Below are 19,860 nucleotides of genomic sequence, written 5' to 3'. Positions count from 1 at the left end.
CCACCCGCCGACGCGGCGCTCCGGCACCGCCGCCGCGGTCGTGCCCTCGGGCTCAGGCCGCCGCCGTCACCGCCGCCGGCTCCAGCGCGATCTCCAGCACCTCGCGCACGTCGCCCACCAGGTGCACGGTCAGCGCCTCGCGCACCGACTCGGGCACCTCGTCCAGGTCGGGCTCGTTGCGCCGCGGCAGCAGCACCGTCGTGATGCCCGCCCGGTGCGCGGCCAGCAGCTTCTGCTTCACGCCGCCGATGGGCAGCACCCGGCCGGTCAGGGACACCTCGCCGGTCATCGCCACGTCCGACCGCACCGGGCGACCGGACAGCAGCGACGCCAGCGCCGTCGTCATGGTCACGCCCGCCGACGGGCCGTCCTTGGGCACCGCGCCCGCCGGCACGTGGATGTGCACGCCGCGCTCGGCGAGCGCTTCCGCCCGGCTGTCGTGCGACCGCAGGTAGGACAGCGCGATCTGGGCCGACTCCTTCATCACCTCGCCGAGCTGGCCGGTGAGCGTGACGCCGGCCGACCCGGTGCCGCGCGAGGCCAGCGACGCCTCCACGAACAGCACGTCGCCGCCCGCGCCCGTCACGGCCAGCCCGGTCGCCACGCCCGGCACGGCGGTCCGCTCGGCCGACTCCGGCGTGAACTTCGGCGAGCCCAGGTAGCCGCGCAGGTCCGGCACGTCCACCGCCACCGGCAGCGCGGCCTCGTCCAGCGCGGCCCGCGCCGTGATCTTGCGCAGCACCCGCGCGAGGGACCGCTCCAGCTGCCGCACCCCGGCTTCCCGCGTGTACTCGCCGGCGAGCTTGCGCAGCGCGTCCTCGGACACCGCCACGTCCTCGGCGGTCAGCCCGGCCCGCTCGACCTGGCGGGGCAGCAGGTGGTCGCGGGCGATGGTGACCTTCTCGTCCTCGGTGTACCCGTCGAGCCGCACCAGCTCCATGCGGTCCAGCAGCGGGCCGGGGATGGCCTCCAGGACGTTGGCCGTGGCCAGGAACACCACGTCCGACAGGTCCAGCTCGACCTCCAGGTAGTGGTCCCGGAACGTGTGGTTCTGCGCCGGGTCCAGCACCTCCAGCAGCGCGGCCGTCGGGTCGCCCCGGTGGTCGGCGCCGACCTTGTCGATCTCGTCCAGCAGCACGACGGGGTTCATCGAGCCCGCCTCGGCGATCGCCCGCGCGATCCGGCCGGGCAGCGCGCCGACGTAGGTGCGGCGGTGGCCCCGGATCTCGGCCTCGTCCCGCACGCCGCCCAGCGCGACCCGGACGAACTTCCGCCCCATCGCGCGGGCGACCGACTCGCCCAGCGACGTCTTGCCGACCCCCGGCGGGCCGACCAGCGCCAGGACCGCGCCGCTGCGCCGCCCGCCGACGACGCCGAGGCCCCGGTCGGCCCGCCGCCGCCGCACCGCCAGGTACTCGGTGATGCGCTCCTTCACGTCGTCCAGCCCGGCGTGGTCGGCGTCGAGCACGGCCCGCGCGCCCGCGATGTCGTAGGACTCCTCGGTCCGCTCGTTCCAGGGCAGCCCCAGGACGGTGTCCAGCCAGGTGCGGATCCAGCCGGTCTCCGGCGACTGGTCGGAGGTGCGCTCCAGCTTGTCGACCTCGGCCAGCGCGGCCTTGCGCACGTGGTCGGGCAGGTCCGCCCCCTCGACGCGCGCCCGGTAGTCCTGCTCCTCGGTGGCCGGCTTGCCGTCCAGCTCGGCCAGCTCCTTGCGGATGGCGGCGAGCTGCTGCCGCAGCAGGAACTCGCGCTGCTGCCGCTCGACGCCCTCCTTGACGTCCTTGCGGATGGTCTCGGCGACGTCCAGCTCGGCCAGGTGCTCGCGGCCCCACTCCAGCAGCTTCGCCAGCCGCTCGGCGACGTCGCTGGTCTCCAGCAGCCACACCTTCTGCTCGTCGCGCAGGTACGGGGCGTACCCGGCGAGGTCGGCCAGCGCGGACGGCTCGTCCACCTGCTGCACCGAGTCGACCACCTGCCACGCGCCCCGCTGCTGGAGGATCGTCGTGACCAGGGCCCGGTACTCGCGGGCCAGCTCGCGCGTGCGCTCGTCGACGGGCGACTCGTCGGCGACCGTCGCCTCCACCCACAGCGCCGCGCCCGGCCCGGTCGTGCCGGTGCCGATCCGGACGCGCGCCGTGCCGCGCACGACCGCCGCCCGCTCACCGCCGGACAGCCGGCCGACCTGCTCGACCACGCCCAGCGTGCCGACCTTGGCGTACTTGCCGTCCAGCCGGGGCACCAGCACGACCCGCGCCTCGCCACCGCCCGCGGAGGCGGCCTCGACGGCGGCGCGGGCCTCGGCGGCGGCGTCCGAACCGGTGAGCCGGATCGGGACGACCATGCCCGGCAGCACGACCACGTCGTCCAGCGGCAGCACCGGCAGCGCCAACGTCTCGCCCATGTCGTTCCTCCAAAGTTGAGTCTGTCCGGCTCAACCAACGTGAGCGGTGGATTGTTTCCACCCGGCGTTCGCCCTGAGCGATCCGGCGCGGGCGCGGTACCTCCGGCGGCGGGTGCCCGAGGCGACCGGTATTCCCGTTGGGCGGTCGTGGACCCGGCCCTACGGTGGGCGCCATGTCGGAGTTCGTCGTCGATCCCGGTTTCGCCGACCGGCTGCGCCGCCGGTTCGGCCCGGAGGTGCGCGACTGGGTGCGGGCCGCGCCCGCGCTCGTCGAGCGGCTGGCCGCCGAGTGGGGGCTCACCCCGGGCGCCGCGTTCGCCGACGGGTCGACCTCGCTGGCCGTCGCGTGCGTCACCGGGTCCGGCGTCGACGCGGTGCTCAAGCTGTCGCCGCAGGCCGACGTGATCGCCGAGCAGGACCGGGTGCTGCGCGCGTTCCAGCCGGGCGGGCGGGTGCCCGCGGTGTTCCGGTCCGCGCCCGAGCGCGGCGCGGTGCTGCTCGAACGGCTGCCCGGCGCGCCGGTGACCGCGCCGTCCGCCCGCGAGCTGGCCGACGTGCTGTCCGGCCTGCACGGCGCGGTGGCCGCACCGCGCGACGTGGTCGACCGCGAGCTGGGGCACGGCGTCGAGCAGTTCCTGGTCCGCACCGAGGCCAGGCTCGGGTCCGCCGGCGTGGCCGGCGTGGTGCTGCCCGAGGACTTCGCCAGGGCGCGCCGGCTGCGGGACCGGCTGGTGGCCGGCCGGGTCGAGACGGTGCTGCTGCACGGCGACCTGCACTACGGCAACCTGCTGGACTGCGGTCCGGCGCGGGGCCTGGTCGCGATCGACCCGAAGAGCTGCGTCGGCGAGCCGTGCTTCGACGCGGTCGACTGGGTGCTCGACGGCTCCGCGCCGGCGGCGGGCAGGATCGACGACCTGGTGGCGCTCACCGCGTTCGACGGCGAGCGGCTGGCCGACTGGTGCCGGGTGGCCGCGCCGGTGCTGGCCGTCGCCGCCGCCGCGCGGGGCCGGGACGCCGGCGCGCTGCTGGAGTTCGGCCGCTCGTGACCCGCGCCGCCGGTCAGCTCCGGTCGGGGAACACGACCTCCGCCGCCGGCCGCACGCGCAGCACGCCGCCGGGGTGGACGGCCCGGCCGAGGATGCGGTTGTGCCGGTCGACGATCCGCTCCGGGGTGAGGCCCGCCTCCGGGTCGCCGTCGGCGGCCGGCGCGTGCCCGTCGGCGACCAGCACGACGTCCAGGCCGTGGCTGAGCGCGGACCGCGCGGTCGCGTCGACGCAGTAGTCGGTCGCCAGGCCGGTGAGCACGACCGTGTCGACGGCCCGCGCCGCGAGCACCGCCGCGAGGTCGGTGCGGTAGAACGCGTCGGTCGCCGTCTTGTCGATCACCACGTCGCCCGGTCCGAGGCCGAGGCGCGGGCTGAGCCGCGTGCCGGGGTGGTCGGGGTCGAACGCCGAGCCGGCGGGCCCGACCTGCCGCAGCGCCACCACCGGCGCGCCGTGCCGCCGCGCCCTGCGCGCCAGCGCCGAGATCCGGTCGACCAGCTCGTCGCCGCGCCAGACGAGCGGGACCAGCGCCTCCTGCACGTCGACGATCACCAGCGCCGTCACCATGCCGGCACAGCCTATCCGGGTTCGGCGGCGCGGTCCGGCGATCGCGGCCGTCCGTCCGGTTCCGGCGGGGGCACCGGTCGTCCGGGGACGGTGGCCGCGTTCCGGCACCTCGCGGCCAGGCCGGGTCGTGTCGCCCGATCGAGGGCCGTTTCCGCGCGTTCAGCGGTTGTGGCACATTCCCGCGCCGGGAACGATCACGCTTTGTCACCGACGAGGCCATCGAGGGGAAGTCGCATGGAACAGGCAGGCTGGGTGCCGTCCTCGATAGACCTGGACCGCCCGAGCGCGGCCCGCATGTACGACTACTTCCTGGGCGGCTCGCACAACTTCGCGGTCGACCGCGAGGCCGCCCGCTCGGTGGAGCGGATCTACCCCGGCATGTCCGGCGCGGCGCGGGCGAACCGGTCGTTCCTGCGCCGGGCCGTGCGCTACCTGCTGGAGCAAGGGGTGGAGCAGTTCCTCGACCTCGGCTCGGGCATCCCGACGGTGGGCAACGTGCACGAGATCGCCCAGCAGGCCGCCCCTTCGGCGCGGGTCGTCTACGTGGACGTCGAGCCGGTGGCGGTGGCCCACAGCACGGCCCTCCTGGCGGACAACCCGCTGGCGACGGCGATCCAGGCCGACGTGCGCGACCCGGACGCCGTCCTCGGCCACGACGAGGTGCGCCGCCTGCTCGACCCGGACCGCCCCATCGGCCTGCTCATGGTGGCGCTGCTGCACTTCGTGCCGGACTCGGACCGGCCGCACGAGGTGGTGGCCCGCTACCGGGACGCCCTGCCGCCGGGCAGCTACCTGGCGATCTCCCACGGCAGCCTGGAAGGCGTGCCGGAGGACGCCCTGGACGACAGCGAGCGCGTGCAGGCCATCTACCGCCGCACCGACAGCCCGCTGGCGCTGCGCCCCCGCGACGAGATCGCCGCGTTCTTCGCCGGCCTGACCGTGGTGGAGCCGGGCGTGGTGTCCCTGCCGGAGTGGCGCCCGGACTCCGACGACGCCTACATCAGCGCCTACGTCGGCGTGGGGCGCAAGCCCTGACGGCTATCGCCGTCCGCGACGCCCCGCTGCCGAACACCGTCCGAAGTGGACCGGAACGGCCATCCGGGAACCGCTCGGCGCCCACCGCAGGTCCCACCCGCGCCACCCACAGCACCGCCGCACCCACACCCGCTCGTCCCCCCGCTCGCCCCCATCCTTTCCCTTGGCTCGCTCCGCTCCTGCTCGCTCCGCTCCTGTTCCCTTCCGCTCCTGCTCGCTCCGCTCCTGCTCGCTCCGCTCCTGCTCGCTCCGCGAGGCCGCGTCGGCAGTTCACGGCGCGAGTTGTGCCGATCACGCTTTTCGATCGGCACAACTCGCCCCGTGAGCTGCCGACCACCAGGCGGCCGAGCCGCCCGACGGAGTCGGGCAAATCCAACACCGCTAGATCCCGTCCAGGAACTCGTCCACTTCGGCCAACGCCCGCTTGCGGACCGGCTCGGCGGACAGGAACAGGTCGTGCATCCCGTTGTCCACCTGCACCAGCGTCACGTCCCGGCCGATCCGGGGCGCCCACCGCCGCATGTGCTCGACGTCCAGCACGGTGTCCGCCGTCATCGCCTCCGGAGACCACCTCTTCGCGTGCAGGTGGCTCCGCCCCGAGTGCAGCACCAGCACCGGCGCCGCCACGGCCAGGCCGCGGTGCACCGCCGCGTGCCCCCGGCGCACCGCCCGCAACCACCCGGCCAGCACCGGGAACGCCTCGATCGGCTTCCACGTCGTGTCGAAGTCCCACTCGCCGTGGTGGTCGACGTGGATGCTCTCCCCGTACACCGGGCCGAGCCCCTTCTTCACCACCAGCCTCGGCGCGACGCGGCCGACGACCCGGACCAGCGCCGTGCCGACGGTGCGGACGAGCCACGGCTCGGCCAGGTCCAGCCAGGGGCTGTTGAGGACCAGCGCGTCGATCACGTCGTCGGCGCGCCGCTCGTGCGCCCACAGGCTGGTGATGAGGCCGCCCGTCGAGTGGCCGAGCAGGACCAGGTGCCGGTGCCCGTCCTCCTCGCGGATCACGCGCGTCGCCGCGTCGATCTCCTCGAAGTGCGCGGCCAGGTCCGGCACGTAGTTGGCGGTTTCGCCGGGCCGCAGGGAACGGCCGTACGCGCGCAGGTCGACGGCGTAGAAGTCGAACGCGCGGGCGGTGAAGTGCTCGGCGACGTGCGCCTGGAAGAAGTAGTCGGCGAAACCGTGGACGTACAGCACGGCCCCCCTGGTCGCGGGCCGCGCGCGGCGGCGGACCAGCGTCGCGCTGACGCCACCGCCGCCCAGCGGCAGCGTCCGGGTCTCGTAGTCGGCGCCGAGCACGTCTGCGGTCATCGCGCCAGTGTGCATCGCGGTCACCGTTTCCGGGGAGGCCGGGCCCCCGTCCGTGGCACTCTGGTCGGTATGAGCGACGAGATCGAGCGGTCGACGGCGCGCGTCCGCTTCCCCGGCATCAGCCCGCGGGCGTACGAGCACCCGGTCGACAGGGGGGCGTTGGCGGTCTTGCGCGCGGTGCCGGGGATCGGACCCGTGCTGCAGGCGGTGGCCGGCGCGTTCGCCGAACGGGGCGAGCGGCTGAGCTACGTGGCTTCCGCGATTCGCGTGGGGCCCAAGCAGTACCCGGAACTGGACCGCCTGCGGCTGGAGGCGGCGGCGACCCTGGACGTCGACCCGGTGCCGGAGATGTTCGTGCAGCGCGATCCCCGCGTGTACTCGCGGACGCTGGGCATCGACAAGCCGTTCATCGTGCTGTCCACGGGTTTGCTGGAGTTGTTGGACAACAACGGTCGGCGGTTCGCCATCGGCCACGAGATGGGCCACGTGCTGTCCGGGCACGCGCTGTACCAGACCATCCTGCACCGGCTGATCGACATCCAGCAGGGCATGGGCTGGATGCCCGCCGGCTACTGGGCGGTGCGCGCGGTGGTCGCCGCGCTGCGCGAGTGGTACCGCAAGACCGAGCTGAGCTGCGACCGGGCCGGGCTGCTGGTCGCGCAGGACCCGGCGGCGGCGCTGCGGGTGCACGTGGCGCTCGCCGGCGGCATGGACCTGTCGCAGGTGGACACGTCCGAGTTCCTCAAGCAGGCCAAGGAGTACGAGCAGGTCGAGGACGTGCGCGACAGCCTGCTCAAGCTGATCAAGACCTGGCGGAGCACCCACCCGATGGCGGTCGTGCGGGCCGCCGAGCTCCAGCGGTGGGCGGCGGGCGAGGAGTACCGGGAGATCCTGACCGGCACCTACCCCCGGCGCGAGGACGACCGGCCCGCGTCCACCTTCACCGAGGACCTGAAGGGCGCGGCGCGGTCCTACAAGGAGTCCGCCGAGCGGTCCGAGGACCCGTTGGTGAAGGTGCTCAACGAGGTGGGCGACGCGCTGGTCGGCGCGGCGGGCCGCGTCCGGTCGAAGTTCAACGGCGAGTGAGGTGACGCGCCCCGCTGGTCCGTTAGGCTGAATGGCGCATGGCTGTCGTACGTTCTGGCTAGTCTCTGACCACTGCTGTTGATCAGAGGAGGGGCCGTGCGGCTCGGTGTGCTGGTGTTGGTGCTGATGGCGTTGGGCGGTGGCGTGGCGGCCGCCGAGCCGCGCGTGGTGGGCGGCTCACGGGTGTCGGTCGAGGACTACCCGTGGGTCGTCTACCTGACGGACTCGAAGGGCAACCAGTTCTGCGGCGGCACGCTCGTCGCGCCCACGAAGGTGGTGACCGCCGCGCACTGCGCCGGCGGCCTCGCGCCGAAGACGGCGCGGGTCGTGGTCGGCCGGGAGGACAAGCGGGACACCCGGCGGGGCGTCGCGCTGCCGGTGGCCGACGTGTGGACCCACCCGGAGTACGTGACGGCCGACCGCGGTCACGACGTGGCGGTGCTGACGCTGACGAGGGCCGCGCCCGGCACGCCGCTGGAGCTGGCCGGGGGTGACGCGCTGTACGCGGCGGGGACGCGGGCGACGGCGTTCGGCTGGGGCCGCACGTCCGAGCAGGGCGCGATGTCGCAGTTCCTGATGGCGGTGGGGCTGCCGGTGGTGTCGGACGAGTCGTGCGAGCAGTCCTACGCGTTGTACAAGCCCGAGCTGATGGTGTGCGCCGGTGTGCCCGAGGGCGGGCTGGACACGTGCCAGGGCGATTCGGGCGGTCCGCTGGTCGCGGGCGGGAAGCTGATCGGCGTGACGTCGTGGGGCGAGGGCTGCGCCCGTGAGGGGAAGCCGGGCGTGTACTCGCGGATCTCGGCGTACCGGGCGGAACTGGACCGGCAGATCCACGACGCGGTCTGACCGGCGGCGCGGTCGGGCCGATGGCGCGGGTGCTCGGCGACGTGGTTCGACCGGCGGTGTGGTCGGACCGGCGGTGTGGTTGGACCGGTGGCGTGGTTGGACCGGTGGTGTGGTTCGACTGCCGGCGCGGGTGCCGGGCGGCTCGGCGAGCCGCCCGGTGGAGGTCGTCAGACGACCAGGCCGACCGACATGGTCAGGAACACCGCCGCGCACACCGCGTCGAGCGCGGTGGTCACGCCCGGCTTGCGCAGCCGGCGGCCCATGCTGCTCGCGGCCAGCACGATGAGCAGCTCCCAGACCGCCGCCATCGCCAGGAAGACCAGCGCCAGCACGGTCAACTGGGCGGCGGGGTGGCCGGTCCCGATGAAGTGCGGCAGGAACGCCAGGCTGAACAGCAGCATCTTCGGGTTGGTGATGTTGGTCAGGAACCCCTGCCGGAACGGGCGGTCCGCCGCGACCTCGCCGCTCTCGACGGCCTGGTTCCGCCGCAGCAGGCCGCGCGTGATGCTCAGCGCCAGGTAGAACAGGTAGGCCGCGCCGATCCACTTCAGCGCGGTGAGCACCGCCGGGTACCGCGCGATCACGACGCCGAGGCCGGAGATCACCAACCCGACCTGCAAGGCCGCCGCCGTGTGGATGCCGGCCAGGGCCCACAGGCCCGCCTTGGTGCCGGCGCGCATGGACGTCCGCAGGAGGAGGAACGCGTCCACACCCGGCGTCAGCACGACGACCGCGCACGCGATGAGGAACGTCGGTAGCTGGGTGAAGTCCAGGTGCATGGTTTCCCTCCCTCAGGTTCCGGACAGACAAGCGTGATCTGTCGCACACACCGTCAAATCTTCGGCTCTACGGGATACTAACAACAAATCTTCCGGTTTTGATCCCGTGTTGACGGTTCGTCACGTTTCGTGGCGACACCGCTGCCCGGCGTAGAGGGGTAGGCCGTGCGGCCGCACGTGCCGGTGCTCGTCGCAGCCGCCGAGCGGGGCCCGCGGCCACCGCGCACGGCACCATCGAGGGCGCGGCGTCACAGCGCCCGGCGTCATCCAGCGCGTGGCGTCATCAGGGGCGCGGCGTCGTCAAGGGCACGGCGTCATCGGGTGCCGGCGTCATCGGGTGTCGGCGTCATCGAGCGCGCGGCACCGTCGAGCGCACGCGCCGGGATCGCGACCGCGCGTGGGACCGCTGCTACCGACCCGGATTCCGGGACTGTGGTACCAAAGCGGTGTGCGCTCGCATCCCCACCCGGCCACGCTGCGCCGCGCGTGGTCGGCGGACCTGACGCCCCGGCAGCTGTACGCCCTGCTCAAGCTGCGCGGCGACGTCTTCGTGGTCGAGCAGTCCTGCCCCTACCCGGAGCTGGACGGCCGCGACCTCGACCCCGGCACCAGGCACTTCTGGCTGGAGCCGGACGGGTCGCCGGAGCCGGTGGCGTGCCTGCGGCTGCTGGAGGAGCCGGACGGCACGTTCCGCATCGGGCGCGTCTGCACGGCCCGCGCCGCGCGTGGGCGCGGCTACAGCCGGCGGCTGGTCGAGGCGGCGCTGGTCGAGGTCGGCGGGCGGACGTGCGTGCTGGACGCGCAGACCTACGTCGCCGGCTTCTACGCCTCGTTCGGGTTCACGCCCGAGGGGTCGGAGTTCATCGAGGACGGGATACCGCACCTGCGGATGCGCCGGTCTCGCTGATCACCCGCACGGCCCGGTCGACGTCGGCCTCGGTCAGGTCGGCCCGCGCGGTCAGCCGCAGGCGCGACACCTGGTCGGGCACCGACGGCGGCCGGAAGCAGCCGACGACGACGCCCCGCTCCCGGCACGCCTCGGCCCACGCTACGGCGGCCTCGGGCGACGGCGCCCGCACCGACACCACGGCCGCCGCCGGGGTGTTGACCTGGAAACCCTTGTCCCGCAACCGGAACGCCAGGTCCTGCGCCACGTCCAGGGCACGCGCGGGGCGGTCCGGCTCCTCGCGCAGCACCTTCAGCGCGGCCAGCGCCGCCGCCGCGCTGCCCGGCGCGAGACCGGTGTCGAAGATGAACGTGCGCGCCGTGTCGACCAGGTGCCGGATCACCCGGCTCGGCCCGAGCACCGCGCCGCCCTGCGCGCCGAGCGACTTGGACAGCGTCACGGTGGTCACCACGTCCGGCGCCTTCGCCAGCCCGGCGGCGTGCACCGCGCCCCGCCCGCCCTCGCCGACGACGCCGAGGCCGTGCGCGTCGTCCACGACCAGCGCCGAGCCGTGCGCGCGGCACGTCGCCGCCAGCTCGGCCAGCGGGGCGAGGTCGCCGTCGACGGAGAACACCGAGTCGGTGACCACCAGCGCCCGCCGCTTGCCGCGCGTCGCCAGCGCGTGCGCGACCTGCGGCACGTCGAGGTGCCCGGCGGCGACCACGTCGGCCTTGGACAGCCGCGTGCCGTCGATCAGCGAGGCGTGGATGTGCTGGTCGGCCACGATCGCCGTGCCCGGACCGGACAGCGCGGTCAGCGCGCCGAGGTTCGCGGCGTAGCCGGAGGAGAACACCAGCGCCGCCTGCGCGCCGCAGAAGTTCGCCAGCTCGTACTCCAGCTCGGTGTGCAGCTCGGTGGAGCCGGTGACCAGCCGCGAACCGGTCGACCCCGCCCCCCAGCGCAGCGCGGCGGCGGCGGCCGCGCCGGTCACGCGCTTGTCGCGGGCCAGGCCGAGGTAGTCGTTGGACGCCAGGTCCAGCTCGGCGGAACCGGCGGGCCGGGGCCGGACGCGCCGGGTCAGGCCGGCCTTGGCGCGTGCCTCGGCGCGGGTGTCGATCCAGTCGAACACCGACTCCGGACCGGTCGCGACGTCTGTGCTCACACTCACGCCGGCAGTGTCGCACCTTGCCGCTACCGTCCCCGCGTGGACCTATTCCAGCACGGACCGGACGACCTGCGGTCGTTGCGCGCCGAAGCGCCGGTCCACCGGGACGAGGGCACCGGGTTGTGGCTGGTCAGCCGCTACCGGGACGTGCGGGCGATCCTCGCCGACCCCCGGCGGTTCCACCCGGACAACGCGCTGACCGCCGTGACCCCGATCGCGCCACCGGTGCTGCGGTCGCTGGCGCGCGCGGGTTTCTCGCTGCCGCCGACGCTGGCCAACAACGGCACCGCGACGCACGCCGGCCTGCGCCGCCTGGTCGCCGCGTTCCTCACGCCCGCCCGCGTGGCCGGGATGCGCCCCCGGATCGCCGAACTGGCGCGGGACCGGCTAGCCGGGCTGACCGGCCCGGTCGCCGACCTGCACCCGGCGCTCGCGCGCGACCTGCCCGCCGTGGTGCTGCTGGAGGTCCTGGGCATCCGGGACGTCGACGTGGCCGCGCTCAAGGCGTGGAGCACCGCGTCCCTGGAGCTGTTCTGGGGCAACCCGTCGCCGGCGCGGCAGCGCGCGCTGGCCGAGCCGGCCGCCGCGTTCCACCGGTGGCTGACCGGCCGGATCAGGGCGGCGCGCGGCGACGACCTGTTCGGCGCGCTGCGGGACGTGCCGGTGCGCGAGGCGGCCGGCCTGTGCTACTTCCTGCTCATCGCGGGCCAGGAGACGACGACGCAGCTGCTGTGCGCGATGTTCCACGCGGTGCTGCGGCAGGGCGACCTGTGGTCGCGGCTGGGGGAGCCGGGTGTGCCGGAACGGGTCGTGGAGGAGGTGCTGCGCCGCGACCCGCCGGTGAACACGTGGCGGCGGGTCGCGGCGGAGCCGGTGACGATCTCCGGCGTGGCCGTCCCGGCGGGCGCGCACCTGCTGCTGATGCTCGCGGGCACGGGCTCCGACCCGGAGGTGTTCGCGGAGCCGGAGCGGCTGTGCCCGGCGCGGGCGAACTCGCGGCAGCACCTCGCGTTCGGGTTCGGCAGGCACTTCTGCCTGGGCGCCGGGCTGGCCCGGCTGGAGGCGGCGGTGGTGCTGCGGGAGACGTTCGAGCGGTTCCCGGTGCTGCGCCTGGCGGACGACGCCGAACCGCCGATGCTGGGCCTGCTGTCGTTCCGCGCGCCGCTGAGCGTGCGGGTGCGGCTGGACGGGCGGGGGCCGGGCGAGCCGGTGCCGGATGCGCGGGGGGCGGGAGACGTGCCCGGCGGTGGCGCGGCACGCCGCGGCGTCGCCCGCGCCGGCCGGTAGCTCCTGTTCCAGGCGGCATCGCGGCGCCGGCCGGTGCGCGTTCCGGGCCCGCCGGTCGGTGGCGCGCGTCCCGGATGCGGCACCTCGCGCCGGTCGGTGGCCCCCGTGTCGGTTGCCCGCCCTGTGCGGTGCGGCGGCGAGACCTGCGGGTGCGGCTCCGAGGAGGCGCGTGGATCGGCGTGCCCGACCGGCGCTCGTCCCACCGGGCGGCGAGCGGCACGGGGAGGCTGCCGACCCCGCCCGCGGCAGCCTCCGCCTGCGCCGCTCTCCGGGCCGAGCCGGACGCGATCGGCGGTCCGCGCCGGGGGAGCACCCCGGCGGCCGTCGGTCCGGGCTCCGCTGTCGGCCACGGTACGGACCAGGGGCCCGGTTGGGCCGAGGGAGGTTCGGGTGGCCGAACGCACGCCGCGCCCGGCGATCCCGCCCGATCGGCGACCACGACCCGCCGCCTGCCCCGCCCGCCGCCGTGCCGCCCCGCCGCACCGCGCCCGCGCCGAACGGCCACCGTGCCCGCGAACGGCCACCGTGCCCGCGCCGAACGGCCACCGCGCCCGCGCCGGTCGGACGCCGTGCCTGCGCCCGGCCGCCGACCGGACGAGAGCGTGGTCACGTCCGGTGGCCCCGCCGCTGGTCCGGGCCCTGCCGGCCGGTGGCGCGCGACCCCGTGCGGGCGTCCGCCGCCCGCTCGGGGCGCGGCACCGCGCCGACCCGCCCGCGCACCCGCCCGCCGGACTCGATCACGCAGGTCAGGCCGGTCCCGCCGGGCGGTCACCCGCCACCCGCGCGACCCGCCCGCCCGGACCGCCGGGCACCGCGCCGCCCGGCCGCCCGAGGGGTCGGTCGGCGTCCCCGGGCAGGCCCCGGTGTGACGGCCCTCGCGCGGGCGGCGGTCGCCGGGGACTTGGAGCCCGCCGGCCGAGGTGCGACGATGCCCTGGCTGTAGGGGTGCGCGAGGAAGCCGGTGCGAATCCGGCACGGTCCCGCCACTGTGACCGGGCGTGGGTCCGGGAGTCAGGAACTCGGCCCCCGAACTCACCGGACCGGACACGGGCGTGGACACCCGAGGAAGGACACCGCCGCATGGGCGCGCGTTTCCCCTTTTCCGCCGTCGTCGGACACGACGACCTCCGCACGGCGTTGGTGCTCAACGCCGTCCACCCCGGCATCGGCGGGGTCCTGGTCAGAGGGGAGAAGGGGACCGCGAAGTCGACCGTGGTCCGCGCCCTGGCCGCGTTGCTGCCCTCCCTGGACGTCGTGGCGGGCTGCCGGTTCGGCTGCGACCCCGCCGTGACCGTCGACTGCCCGGACGGGCCGCACGACGCCGCCGCGTCCGAACGCCGCCCGGCGCGGCTGGTGGAGCTGCCGGTCGGCGCGACCGAGGACCGGCTGATCGGCTCGCTGGACCTGGAGCGCGCGCTGACCGAGGGCGTGCGGGCCTACCAGCCCGGCCTGCTGGCCGCCGCGCACCGGGGCGTGCTGTACGTGGACGAGGTCAACCTGCTGCACGACCACCTGGTCGACCTGCTGCTGGACGCCGCCGCGATGGGCCGGGCGCACGTCGAGCGCGAGGGCGTGTCGGTGTCGCACGCGGCGTCGTTCCTGCTCGTGGGCACGATGAACCCGGAGGAGGGCGAGCTGCGGCCCCAGTTGCTGGACCGCTTCGGCCTGACCGTGGCGGTGCGGGCGGCCCGCGACGTGGCGACGCGCGCGGAGGTCGTGCGGCGGCGGCTGGCCTACGAGGCCGACCCCGACGGGTTCGCCGCGCGCTGGGCCGACGAGGACGCGGCGCTGGCGCGGCGGATCGTCGCCGCGCGCGCCCACCTGCCCGGTGTCGTGCTGCCCGACGCCGAGCTGCGCCGCATCGCCGGTGTCTGCGCCGCGTTCGACGTCGACGGGATGCGGGCGGACCTCGTGGTCGCGCGCACGGCCACCGCGCACGCCGCGTGGCGCGGCGCGGACGAGGTGGCCGAGCAGGACGTGGAGGTCGCCGTCCGGCTGGCCCTGCCGCACCGCAAGCGGCGCGACCCGTTCGACGAGCCCGGCCTCGAAGAGGACCAGCTGACCGACGCCATGCGCCAGGGCGCGGAGCACGCCCGGCAGCCCGGCGACCCCGGCGACCACCCGGAGGACGGCCCCGGCGACGGCCCGGACGACGACCCGGACGGCCCGGACGGTCCCGACGACGGCGGTGGCGGCCCCGGTGACGGGGGCGGCCTGCCGCCGGGCGGGGCCGGACCCGCACCCGAGGACCGGCCGGCGGGCAACGGCTCGACCGGCGAGCGCTCGCACACCCCCGCGCCCTCGTTCCGGACGCGGCTGCTCGCGGTGCCCGGTGTCGGCGAGGGCGCGCCGGGCAAGCGCTCGCGGGCCCGCGCCCGCACCGGCCGCGTGGTCCGCTCGTCCACTGTGGACGGTGCGGGGCTGCACCTGGTCGGCACGCTCGCCGCCGCCGCACCGTTCCAGGCCGCCCGCGGCCGCAGCGGACCCGGCCTGGTGCTGCGCGGTGCCGACCTGCGGCGCTCGGTCCGCGAGGGCAAGGAGAGCAACCTGGTGTTGTTCGTGGTCGACGCGTCGGGCTCGATGGCGGCCCGGCAGCGCATGTCCGCGGTCAGCGGCGCGGTCGTGTCCCTGCTGCGCGACGCCTACCAGCGCCGCGACAAGGTCGGCGTGATCACCTTCCGGGGCGGCGGCGCGGAGGTCGCGCTGCCGCCCACGAACTCCGTGGACGCGGCGGCGGCCCGGCTGCGCGGGCTGCGCACGGGCGGGCGCACCCCGCTCGCGGACGGCCTGCTGCGCGCCCGGCGGGTGCTGGAGGTCGAACGGGTCCGCGACCCGCGCCGCCGCCCGCTGCTGGTGCTGCTCACCGACGGCCGCGCCACCGCCACCACCACCGGCGGCGACCCGATGCGCGACGCGCTGCGCGCCGCCGGGCTGCTGGCCGCCGACGAGGTGGCCTCCGTGGTCGTCGACTGCGAGTCCGGCCACGTGCGCCTCGGCCTGGCCGGGCGCGTCGCCGAGGCGCTGGCCGGCGTGTGCCTGCGCCTGGAAGAACTGTCCGCCGACCAGGTCGCGGGCGTCGTGCGCGCCGCACGAGCCGCGTAGGAGACACCATGCCCCAGGGACAACCGTCCGTCGTGCCCGCCGACGGGCTCACCACCAGGCAGCGGCGCAACCGGCCGCTCACCCTCCTGCACACCGGGGAGATGAAGGGCAAGTCCACCGCCGCGTTCGGGTTGGCGCTGCGCGGCTGGAACCAGGGCTGGTCCATCGGCGTGTTCCAGTTCGTCAAGTCCGCCAAGTGGAAGGTCGGCGAGGAAACCGCCTTCCGCGCCCTGGGCAGGCTGCACGAGCAGACCGGCGAGGGCGGGCCCGTCGAGTGGCACAAGATGGGCGAGGGCTGGTCCTGGGCCCGCAAGCAGGGCACCGAGGACGACCACGCCGCCGCCGCGCGCGAGGGCTGGCGGGAGATCGCCCGCCGGCTGGCCGAGGAGCGGCACGGCCTGTACGTGCTGGACGAGTTCACCTACCCGCTGCACTGGGGCTGGATCGACGTGGCCGAGGTGGTGGCGGCGCTGCGCGACCGGCCCGGCCACCAGCACGTCGTGATCACCGGCAGGCACGCGCCGCCCGCCCTGGTGGAGGCGGCCGACCTGGTGGTCGAGATGACCAAGGTCAAGCACCCGATGGACGCGGGGCAGAAGGGGCAGAGGGGAATCGAGTGGTGAACCGGCTGGTGGTCGCCGCGCCCGCGTCGGGCAGCGGCAAGACCACCGTGGCCACCGGCCTCATGGCGGCGCTGTGCCGCGCGGGCGACCGGGTGGCGCCCTTCAAGGTCGGGCCGGACTACATCGACCCCGGCTACCACGGGCTGGCCACCGGTCGGCCGGGCCGCAACCTCGACCCGGTCATGGTCGGCGAGCACCGCGTCCCCGCCCTGTTCGCGCACGGGGCGCGCGGCTGCGACCTGGCCGTGGTGGAGGGCGTCATGGGGCTGTTCGACGGGCGGGTGGACACCGAGGGCGTCGGGTCCACCGCGCACGTCGCCAAGCTGCTGTCCGCGCCGGTGCTGTTCGTGGTCGACGCGCGCGGCCAGAGCCGCAGCCTCGCGGCCCTGCTGCACGGCTTCCGCGGCTACGACCCGACCGTGCGGCTGGGCGGCGTGGTGCTCAACCAGGTCGGCTCCGCGCGGCACGAGCAGGTACTGCGCGGCGCGTGCGCCGAGGTCGGGCTCGACGTGCTGGGCGTGCTGCCGCGCGACGACCGGTTCGGCCTGCCGTCCCGGCACCTGGGGCTGGTCACGGCGGCCGAGCACGGCCGGCCCGCGCTGGAGGCGGTCGACGCGATCGCCACCGCGGTGGCGCGGCACGTGGACCTCGACGCGGTGCGGCGGCTGGCCGCCGCCGCACCAGCGCCCGCCGTCCCGCCGTGGTCGCCGGCGGACGAGATCGCGTCGGTGTCGGGGTTGCCGGCGGACGGGATCGCGCCGGCCGGGTCGTCGGGGGACGGCGTCGCGTCGGTGTCCGGGTCCTCGGGGGCCGGGATCGCGCCGGCGGACGGGATCGCGCCGGTGGCCGGGCCGTCGGGGCGCGGGACCGCGCCGGTGGCCGGGTCGCCGGTCGTCGCGGTCGCGGGCGGTGCCGCGTTCACCTTCGGCTACGCCGAGCACGTGGAGCTGCTGCGCGCCGCCGGCGCGCAGGTCGTGGTCGTCGACCCGCTGCGCGATGAGCGCCTGCCCGAGGGCACGGCCGGGCTCGTGCTGCCCGGCGGGTTCCCCGAGCAGCACGCGGCCGAGCTGTCCGCCAACGCCCGGCTGCGCGCCGAGGTCGCCGCGCTCGCGCGGTCCGGCGCGCCCGTGCACGCGGAGTGCGGCGGCCTGCTGTACCTGGCGCGCTCGCTGGACGGCGCGCCGATGTGCGGCGTGCTCGACGCCGACGGCTCGATGACCCCGCGGCTGACCCTGGGCTACCGGGACGCCGTCGCGCCGGTCGACTCGGTCCTCGCGCGCGAAGGCACCCGGATCACCGGCCACGAGTTCCACCGCACCGCGCTGAGCGCCCCCGCCGGCGACCGGCCCGCCTGGCGGTGGCGCGGCCACGACGGGCGGCCCGTGGCGGAGGGGTTCGTGCTCGGCGGCGTCCACGCGTCGTACCTGCACACGCACCCGGCGTCCGCGCCGGCGTCGGTGGTGCGGTTCGCGCAGGCGTGTGCGGCACGGGCCGGGGCCACCGGGTAGCCACGCGGGCCGGTCCGCCGGAGGCCACCGGGTAGCGACCCCCCGGACCACCCCGTAGCCACGCGGGCCGGCGGCCCGAGGCCACCCGGTGGCGACGCGGGCCGGCGCGGGAGCGCCCCCGCCCCCGGGTGGCGTCCACGTGTCGCACCCGCGCGCCCGGCGTCCGCGGCGCGGTTCGCGGGCGCGGACGTGGCCGGGTCGGTGCGGCCCGAGGCCGCCGGGTAGCGGCGCGTGCCGGCGCGGTAACGTCCCACCCCGGCAAGCCGTACACGTGTCGTGGGGAGCAGTTGTGATGACTGGTCGGGTCTCCTTCGTGGGCGCCGGTCCCGGTGCCGCCGATCTCATCACCCTCCGGGGCGCGCGGCGCCTGGCGGAAGCCGACGTCGTGGTGTGGGCGCCCAGCGTCGTGGAGGCCGCGTGCGTGCGCGAGCACGCCCGCCCCGACGCCGAGCTGGTCGACTTCTCCCGCGTGCCCGAGTCCGAAATCGTCGACCTCTACCGGCGCGCGGCGGCGAGCAGGCTCAAGGTGGTGCGGCTGCACGCGGGCGACCCGTCGCTGTGGGGCGGCCTGCGCGAGCAGCACGACACGTGCCGGAAGCTGGGCCTGGACACCGAGGTCGTGCCCGGCGTGTCGGCGGTGTCGGCGGCGGGCGCGGCGGTCGCCCGCGAGCTGACCGCGTCCGGGGTGGCGCGGTCGCTGGTGCTGACCGGGCCCGACGGCGACGAGCACGTGGCCGAGTTCGCCGCGCACGGCGCCACGATGGCGATCTCCGCGTCCGGCGCGCGGACCGCCCGGATCGTGGAGCGGCTGCGCGCCGGCGGCTACCCCGACGACACGCCCGTCGTCGTCGCCTACAAGGTGTCCCTGCCGGACGAGACGATCGCGCGGACCACCCTGGGCGGGCTGGAGGCGTGCGTGAAGGAGCACAAGCTCTACCGCACCGCGCTGTTCCTCGTCGGCGAGGCGCTCAAGGAGACCCCGGCCCGCCGCGCGGCGGCCGGCGACGAGCCGGTGCGGCGCGCCCGCCCGTCGAGGTGGGCGGCGCGCGTGTCCCGCGACTCGGCGTCGGTCGCGGCGTGGTCGGCCGTGCACGACTGGCAGGAGTCCGCCCGCGCCCGCCGCGCCGCGCCCGCCCGGACCGAGCAGGCGGACCCCGCGCCGGGCCTGGCGCTGGTGGTGGACGCCACCGACACCACCGCCGACGACGACGCGGCGAACGCGCCGGCCGAGCCCAAGCCGAAGCCGGCCGTCGCGGCGGCGGCCAAGCGCAAGCCCGCGACGGTGCAGGCGAGCACCACGCCGCGCGCGACCGCGAAGAAGCCCGCGACGCCGCGGACCAAGAAGACCAAGCGCGCCTGACGTGGACGTCGTCGCCCTGCACGGGTTCCTCGCCGAGGCCGGCCGGTCGTGGGGATCGGTGACCGTGGTCGACGCCGCCGCGGTGGGCGCGCGGCACGCGCTGAACGTGTGCCGCGCCCGCCCGGCCGTCGCCGTGTCCGGCGCGGACCCCGCCGAACTCGCCGCCGGGCTCGCCGGGTGGCGGCGGACGCTCGTGGTCTCCGACGACACCGGTCTGTCCACAGTGGACCCGGCGGACGCCGTGGTGCGGCGCTGGGCATCGCCCCGGTTCGCGCTGTGCGTCGCCGACGGCACGTGGGCGCCGTCGGCGGGCGGCTGGGCGCTGCCCGACGACGACTTCGCCCACCGCGACCGCATGGTCGCCACCGCCGAGGTCCGCGCGCTGGCCCTCGCCCGCCTCGCGCCCCGACCCGGCGTGCTGGTGTGGGACGTCGGCGCGGGCCCCGGCGCGATCGGCGTCGAGTGCGCCCGGCTCGGCGCGGCGGTCGTCGCGGTCGAACAGGACCCGGTGCAGTGCGTGCGGATCATCGCCAATGCCTCCGCGCACGGCGTCGACGTGCGCGTCGTCGAGTCGCCGCTCGGCGACGCGACCGACCTGCCCCGCCCCGACGCGGTGTTCGTCGGCGGCGGCGGCGCGGACGCGGTGCGGCGCTGCGCGCGGTCCGGCGCCGGCCGGGTCGTCGTCGCCACCACCGACCTGGAGGACGTCGTGCCCGCGCGGGACGCGCTGCTCGACGCCGGGTACGAGGTGGCGGGCAGCCAGCTGTCGGCGGCGCGCCTGACCGGCGGGACGCTGCTGGCCGTCGACCCCGTGACGGTGCTGTGGGGCACGAGGAAGTCGTGAAGCGGAGGGCGTG

The 19,860-nt window shown here is 76.1% G+C and carries 17 protein-coding genes and 1 riboswitch; of the genes, 11 read left to right on the top strand and 6 right to left on the bottom strand.

Going from position 1 to position 19,860, the window contains the following annotated elements:
- Window positions 1-52: 52 nt before the first annotated feature.
- On the bottom strand, window positions 53-2,401 hold the full coding sequence (lon, locus tag C8E97_RS28440; protein WP_121008466.1) for an endopeptidase La: 2,349 nt from the start codon (window positions 2,399-2,401) through the stop codon (window positions 53-55).
- Window positions 2,402-2,574: 173 nt separating this feature from the next.
- Between lon and C8E97_RS28435 the strand changes: the two genes are divergently transcribed.
- On the top strand, window positions 2,575-3,447 hold the full coding sequence (locus tag C8E97_RS28435) for an aminoglycoside phosphotransferase family protein (protein ID WP_147455261.1): 873 nt from the start codon (window positions 2,575-2,577) through the stop codon (window positions 3,445-3,447).
- A 13-nt stretch (window positions 3,448-3,460) separates the two neighbouring features.
- On the opposite strand, the gene C8E97_RS28430 is transcribed toward C8E97_RS28435, so the two are convergent.
- Entirely contained in the window at window positions 3,461-4,012 is a 552-nt protein-coding gene (locus C8E97_RS28430) for a cysteine hydrolase family protein (RefSeq protein ID WP_121008464.1), read from the bottom strand.
- A 234-nt stretch (window positions 4,013-4,246) separates the two neighbouring features.
- Here C8E97_RS28430 and C8E97_RS28425 point away from each other — a divergent pair, with 234 nt between their 5' ends.
- The gene (locus C8E97_RS28425) at window positions 4,247-5,047 is read left to right on the top strand and encodes an SAM-dependent methyltransferase (protein ID WP_121008463.1); all 801 of its coding nucleotides are present in this window, start codon (window positions 4,247-4,249) and stop codon (window positions 5,045-5,047) included.
- Between the two features lie 381 nt (window positions 5,048-5,428).
- On the opposite strand, the gene C8E97_RS28420 is transcribed toward C8E97_RS28425, so the two are convergent.
- On the bottom strand, window positions 5,429-6,361 hold the full coding sequence (locus C8E97_RS28420; protein WP_121008462.1) for an alpha/beta hydrolase: 933 nt from the start codon (window positions 6,359-6,361) through the stop codon (window positions 5,429-5,431).
- A gap of 69 nt (window positions 6,362-6,430) precedes the next feature.
- On the opposite strand from C8E97_RS28420, the gene C8E97_RS28415 reads away from it, so the two are divergent.
- Together C8E97_RS28415 and C8E97_RS28410 are read left to right on the top strand one after the other, a co-directional pair.
- Entirely contained in the window at window positions 6,431-7,447 is a 1,017-nt protein-coding gene (locus tag C8E97_RS28415) for a M48 family metallopeptidase (protein ID WP_121008461.1), read from the top strand.
- Between the two features lie 96 nt (window positions 7,448-7,543).
- Entirely contained in the window at window positions 7,544-8,293 is a 750-nt protein-coding gene (locus C8E97_RS28410; protein WP_121008460.1) for a S1 family peptidase, read from the top strand.
- A gap of 167 nt (window positions 8,294-8,460) precedes the next feature.
- Here C8E97_RS28410 and C8E97_RS28405 read toward each other — a convergent pair whose 3' ends face one another.
- Window positions 8,461-9,072: a LysE family translocator gene (locus C8E97_RS28405; protein ID WP_121008459.1), complete on the bottom strand. Its 612-nt coding sequence runs from the start codon at window positions 9,070-9,072 to the stop codon at window positions 8,461-8,463.
- 448 nt (window positions 9,073-9,520) lie between these two features.
- Between C8E97_RS28405 and C8E97_RS28400 the strand changes: the two genes are divergently transcribed.
- The gene (locus tag C8E97_RS28400) at window positions 9,521-9,979 is read left to right on the top strand and encodes a GNAT family N-acetyltransferase (protein ID WP_121008458.1); all 459 of its coding nucleotides are present in this window, start codon (window positions 9,521-9,523) and stop codon (window positions 9,977-9,979) included.
- On the opposite strand, the gene C8E97_RS28395 is transcribed toward C8E97_RS28400, so the two are convergent.
- The gene (locus C8E97_RS28395) at window positions 9,933-11,120 is read right to left on the bottom strand and encodes an 8-amino-7-oxononanoate synthase (protein ID WP_121008457.1); all 1,188 of its coding nucleotides are present in this window, start codon (window positions 11,118-11,120) and stop codon (window positions 9,933-9,935) included. The genes C8E97_RS28400 and C8E97_RS28395 overlap by 47 nt on opposite strands.
- 42 nt (window positions 11,121-11,162) lie before the next feature.
- Here C8E97_RS28395 and C8E97_RS28390 point away from each other — a divergent pair, with 42 nt between their 5' ends.
- Window positions 11,163-12,410, top strand: a complete 1,248-nt coding sequence (locus C8E97_RS28390; protein WP_211347151.1) for a cytochrome P450 — start codon at window positions 11,163-11,165, stop codon at window positions 12,408-12,410.
- Window positions 12,411-13,016: 606 nt separating this feature from the next.
- Here the strand turns inward: C8E97_RS28390 and C8E97_RS36625 are convergent.
- Entirely contained in the window at window positions 13,017-13,151 is a 135-nt protein-coding gene (locus C8E97_RS36625; protein ID WP_281275475.1) for a hypothetical protein, read from the bottom strand.
- A gap of 185 nt (window positions 13,152-13,336) precedes the next feature.
- Window positions 13,337-13,452, top strand: a riboswitch (cobalamin riboswitch).
- Between the two features lie 38 nt (window positions 13,453-13,490).
- Here C8E97_RS36625 and C8E97_RS28385 point away from each other — a divergent pair.
- The 5 genes from C8E97_RS28385 to C8E97_RS28365 all read left to right on the top strand — a co-directional run bounded on the left by C8E97_RS28385 (window position 13,491) and on the right by C8E97_RS28365 (window position 19,847).
- Window positions 13,491-15,512, top strand: a complete 2,022-nt coding sequence (locus tag C8E97_RS28385) for a putative cobaltochelatase (protein ID WP_121008456.1) — start codon at window positions 13,491-13,493, stop codon at window positions 15,510-15,512.
- A gap of 8 nt (window positions 15,513-15,520) precedes the next feature.
- Window positions 15,521-16,135, top strand: coding sequence for a cob(I)yrinic acid a,c-diamide adenosyltransferase (gene cobO, locus C8E97_RS28380; RefSeq protein ID WP_121008455.1), 615 nt, complete (start codon window positions 15,521-15,523; stop codon window positions 16,133-16,135).
- Complete coding sequence (locus C8E97_RS28375) at window positions 16,132-17,643, top strand: cobyrinic acid a,c-diamide synthase CobB (protein ID WP_121012609.1); 1,512 nt, start codon at window positions 16,132-16,134, stop codon at window positions 17,641-17,643. Before cobO ends, C8E97_RS28375 begins: the two co-directional genes overlap by 4 nt.
- A 292-nt stretch (window positions 17,644-17,935) precedes the next feature.
- Complete coding sequence (locus C8E97_RS28370; RefSeq protein WP_121008454.1) at window positions 17,936-19,003, top strand: cobalt-precorrin-4/precorrin-4 C(11)-methyltransferase; 1,068 nt, start codon at window positions 17,936-17,938, stop codon at window positions 19,001-19,003.
- Window position 19,004: 1 nt separating this feature from the next.
- On the top strand, window positions 19,005-19,847 hold the full coding sequence (locus C8E97_RS28365) for a bifunctional cobalt-precorrin-7 (C(5))-methyltransferase/cobalt-precorrin-6B (C(15))-methyltransferase (RefSeq protein WP_121008453.1): 843 nt from the start codon (window positions 19,005-19,007) through the stop codon (window positions 19,845-19,847).
- The last annotated feature ends 13 nt before the right edge of the window (window positions 19,848-19,860 follow it).

It is taken from the genome of Saccharothrix australiensis (genome assembly GCF_003634935.1).
GTDB lineage: Bacteria > Actinomycetota > Actinomycetes > Mycobacteriales > Pseudonocardiaceae > Actinosynnema > Actinosynnema australiense.
The sequence above is the reverse complement of the archived record's forward strand: the minus strand, read 5'-3'. Positions and strand labels throughout refer to the sequence as shown.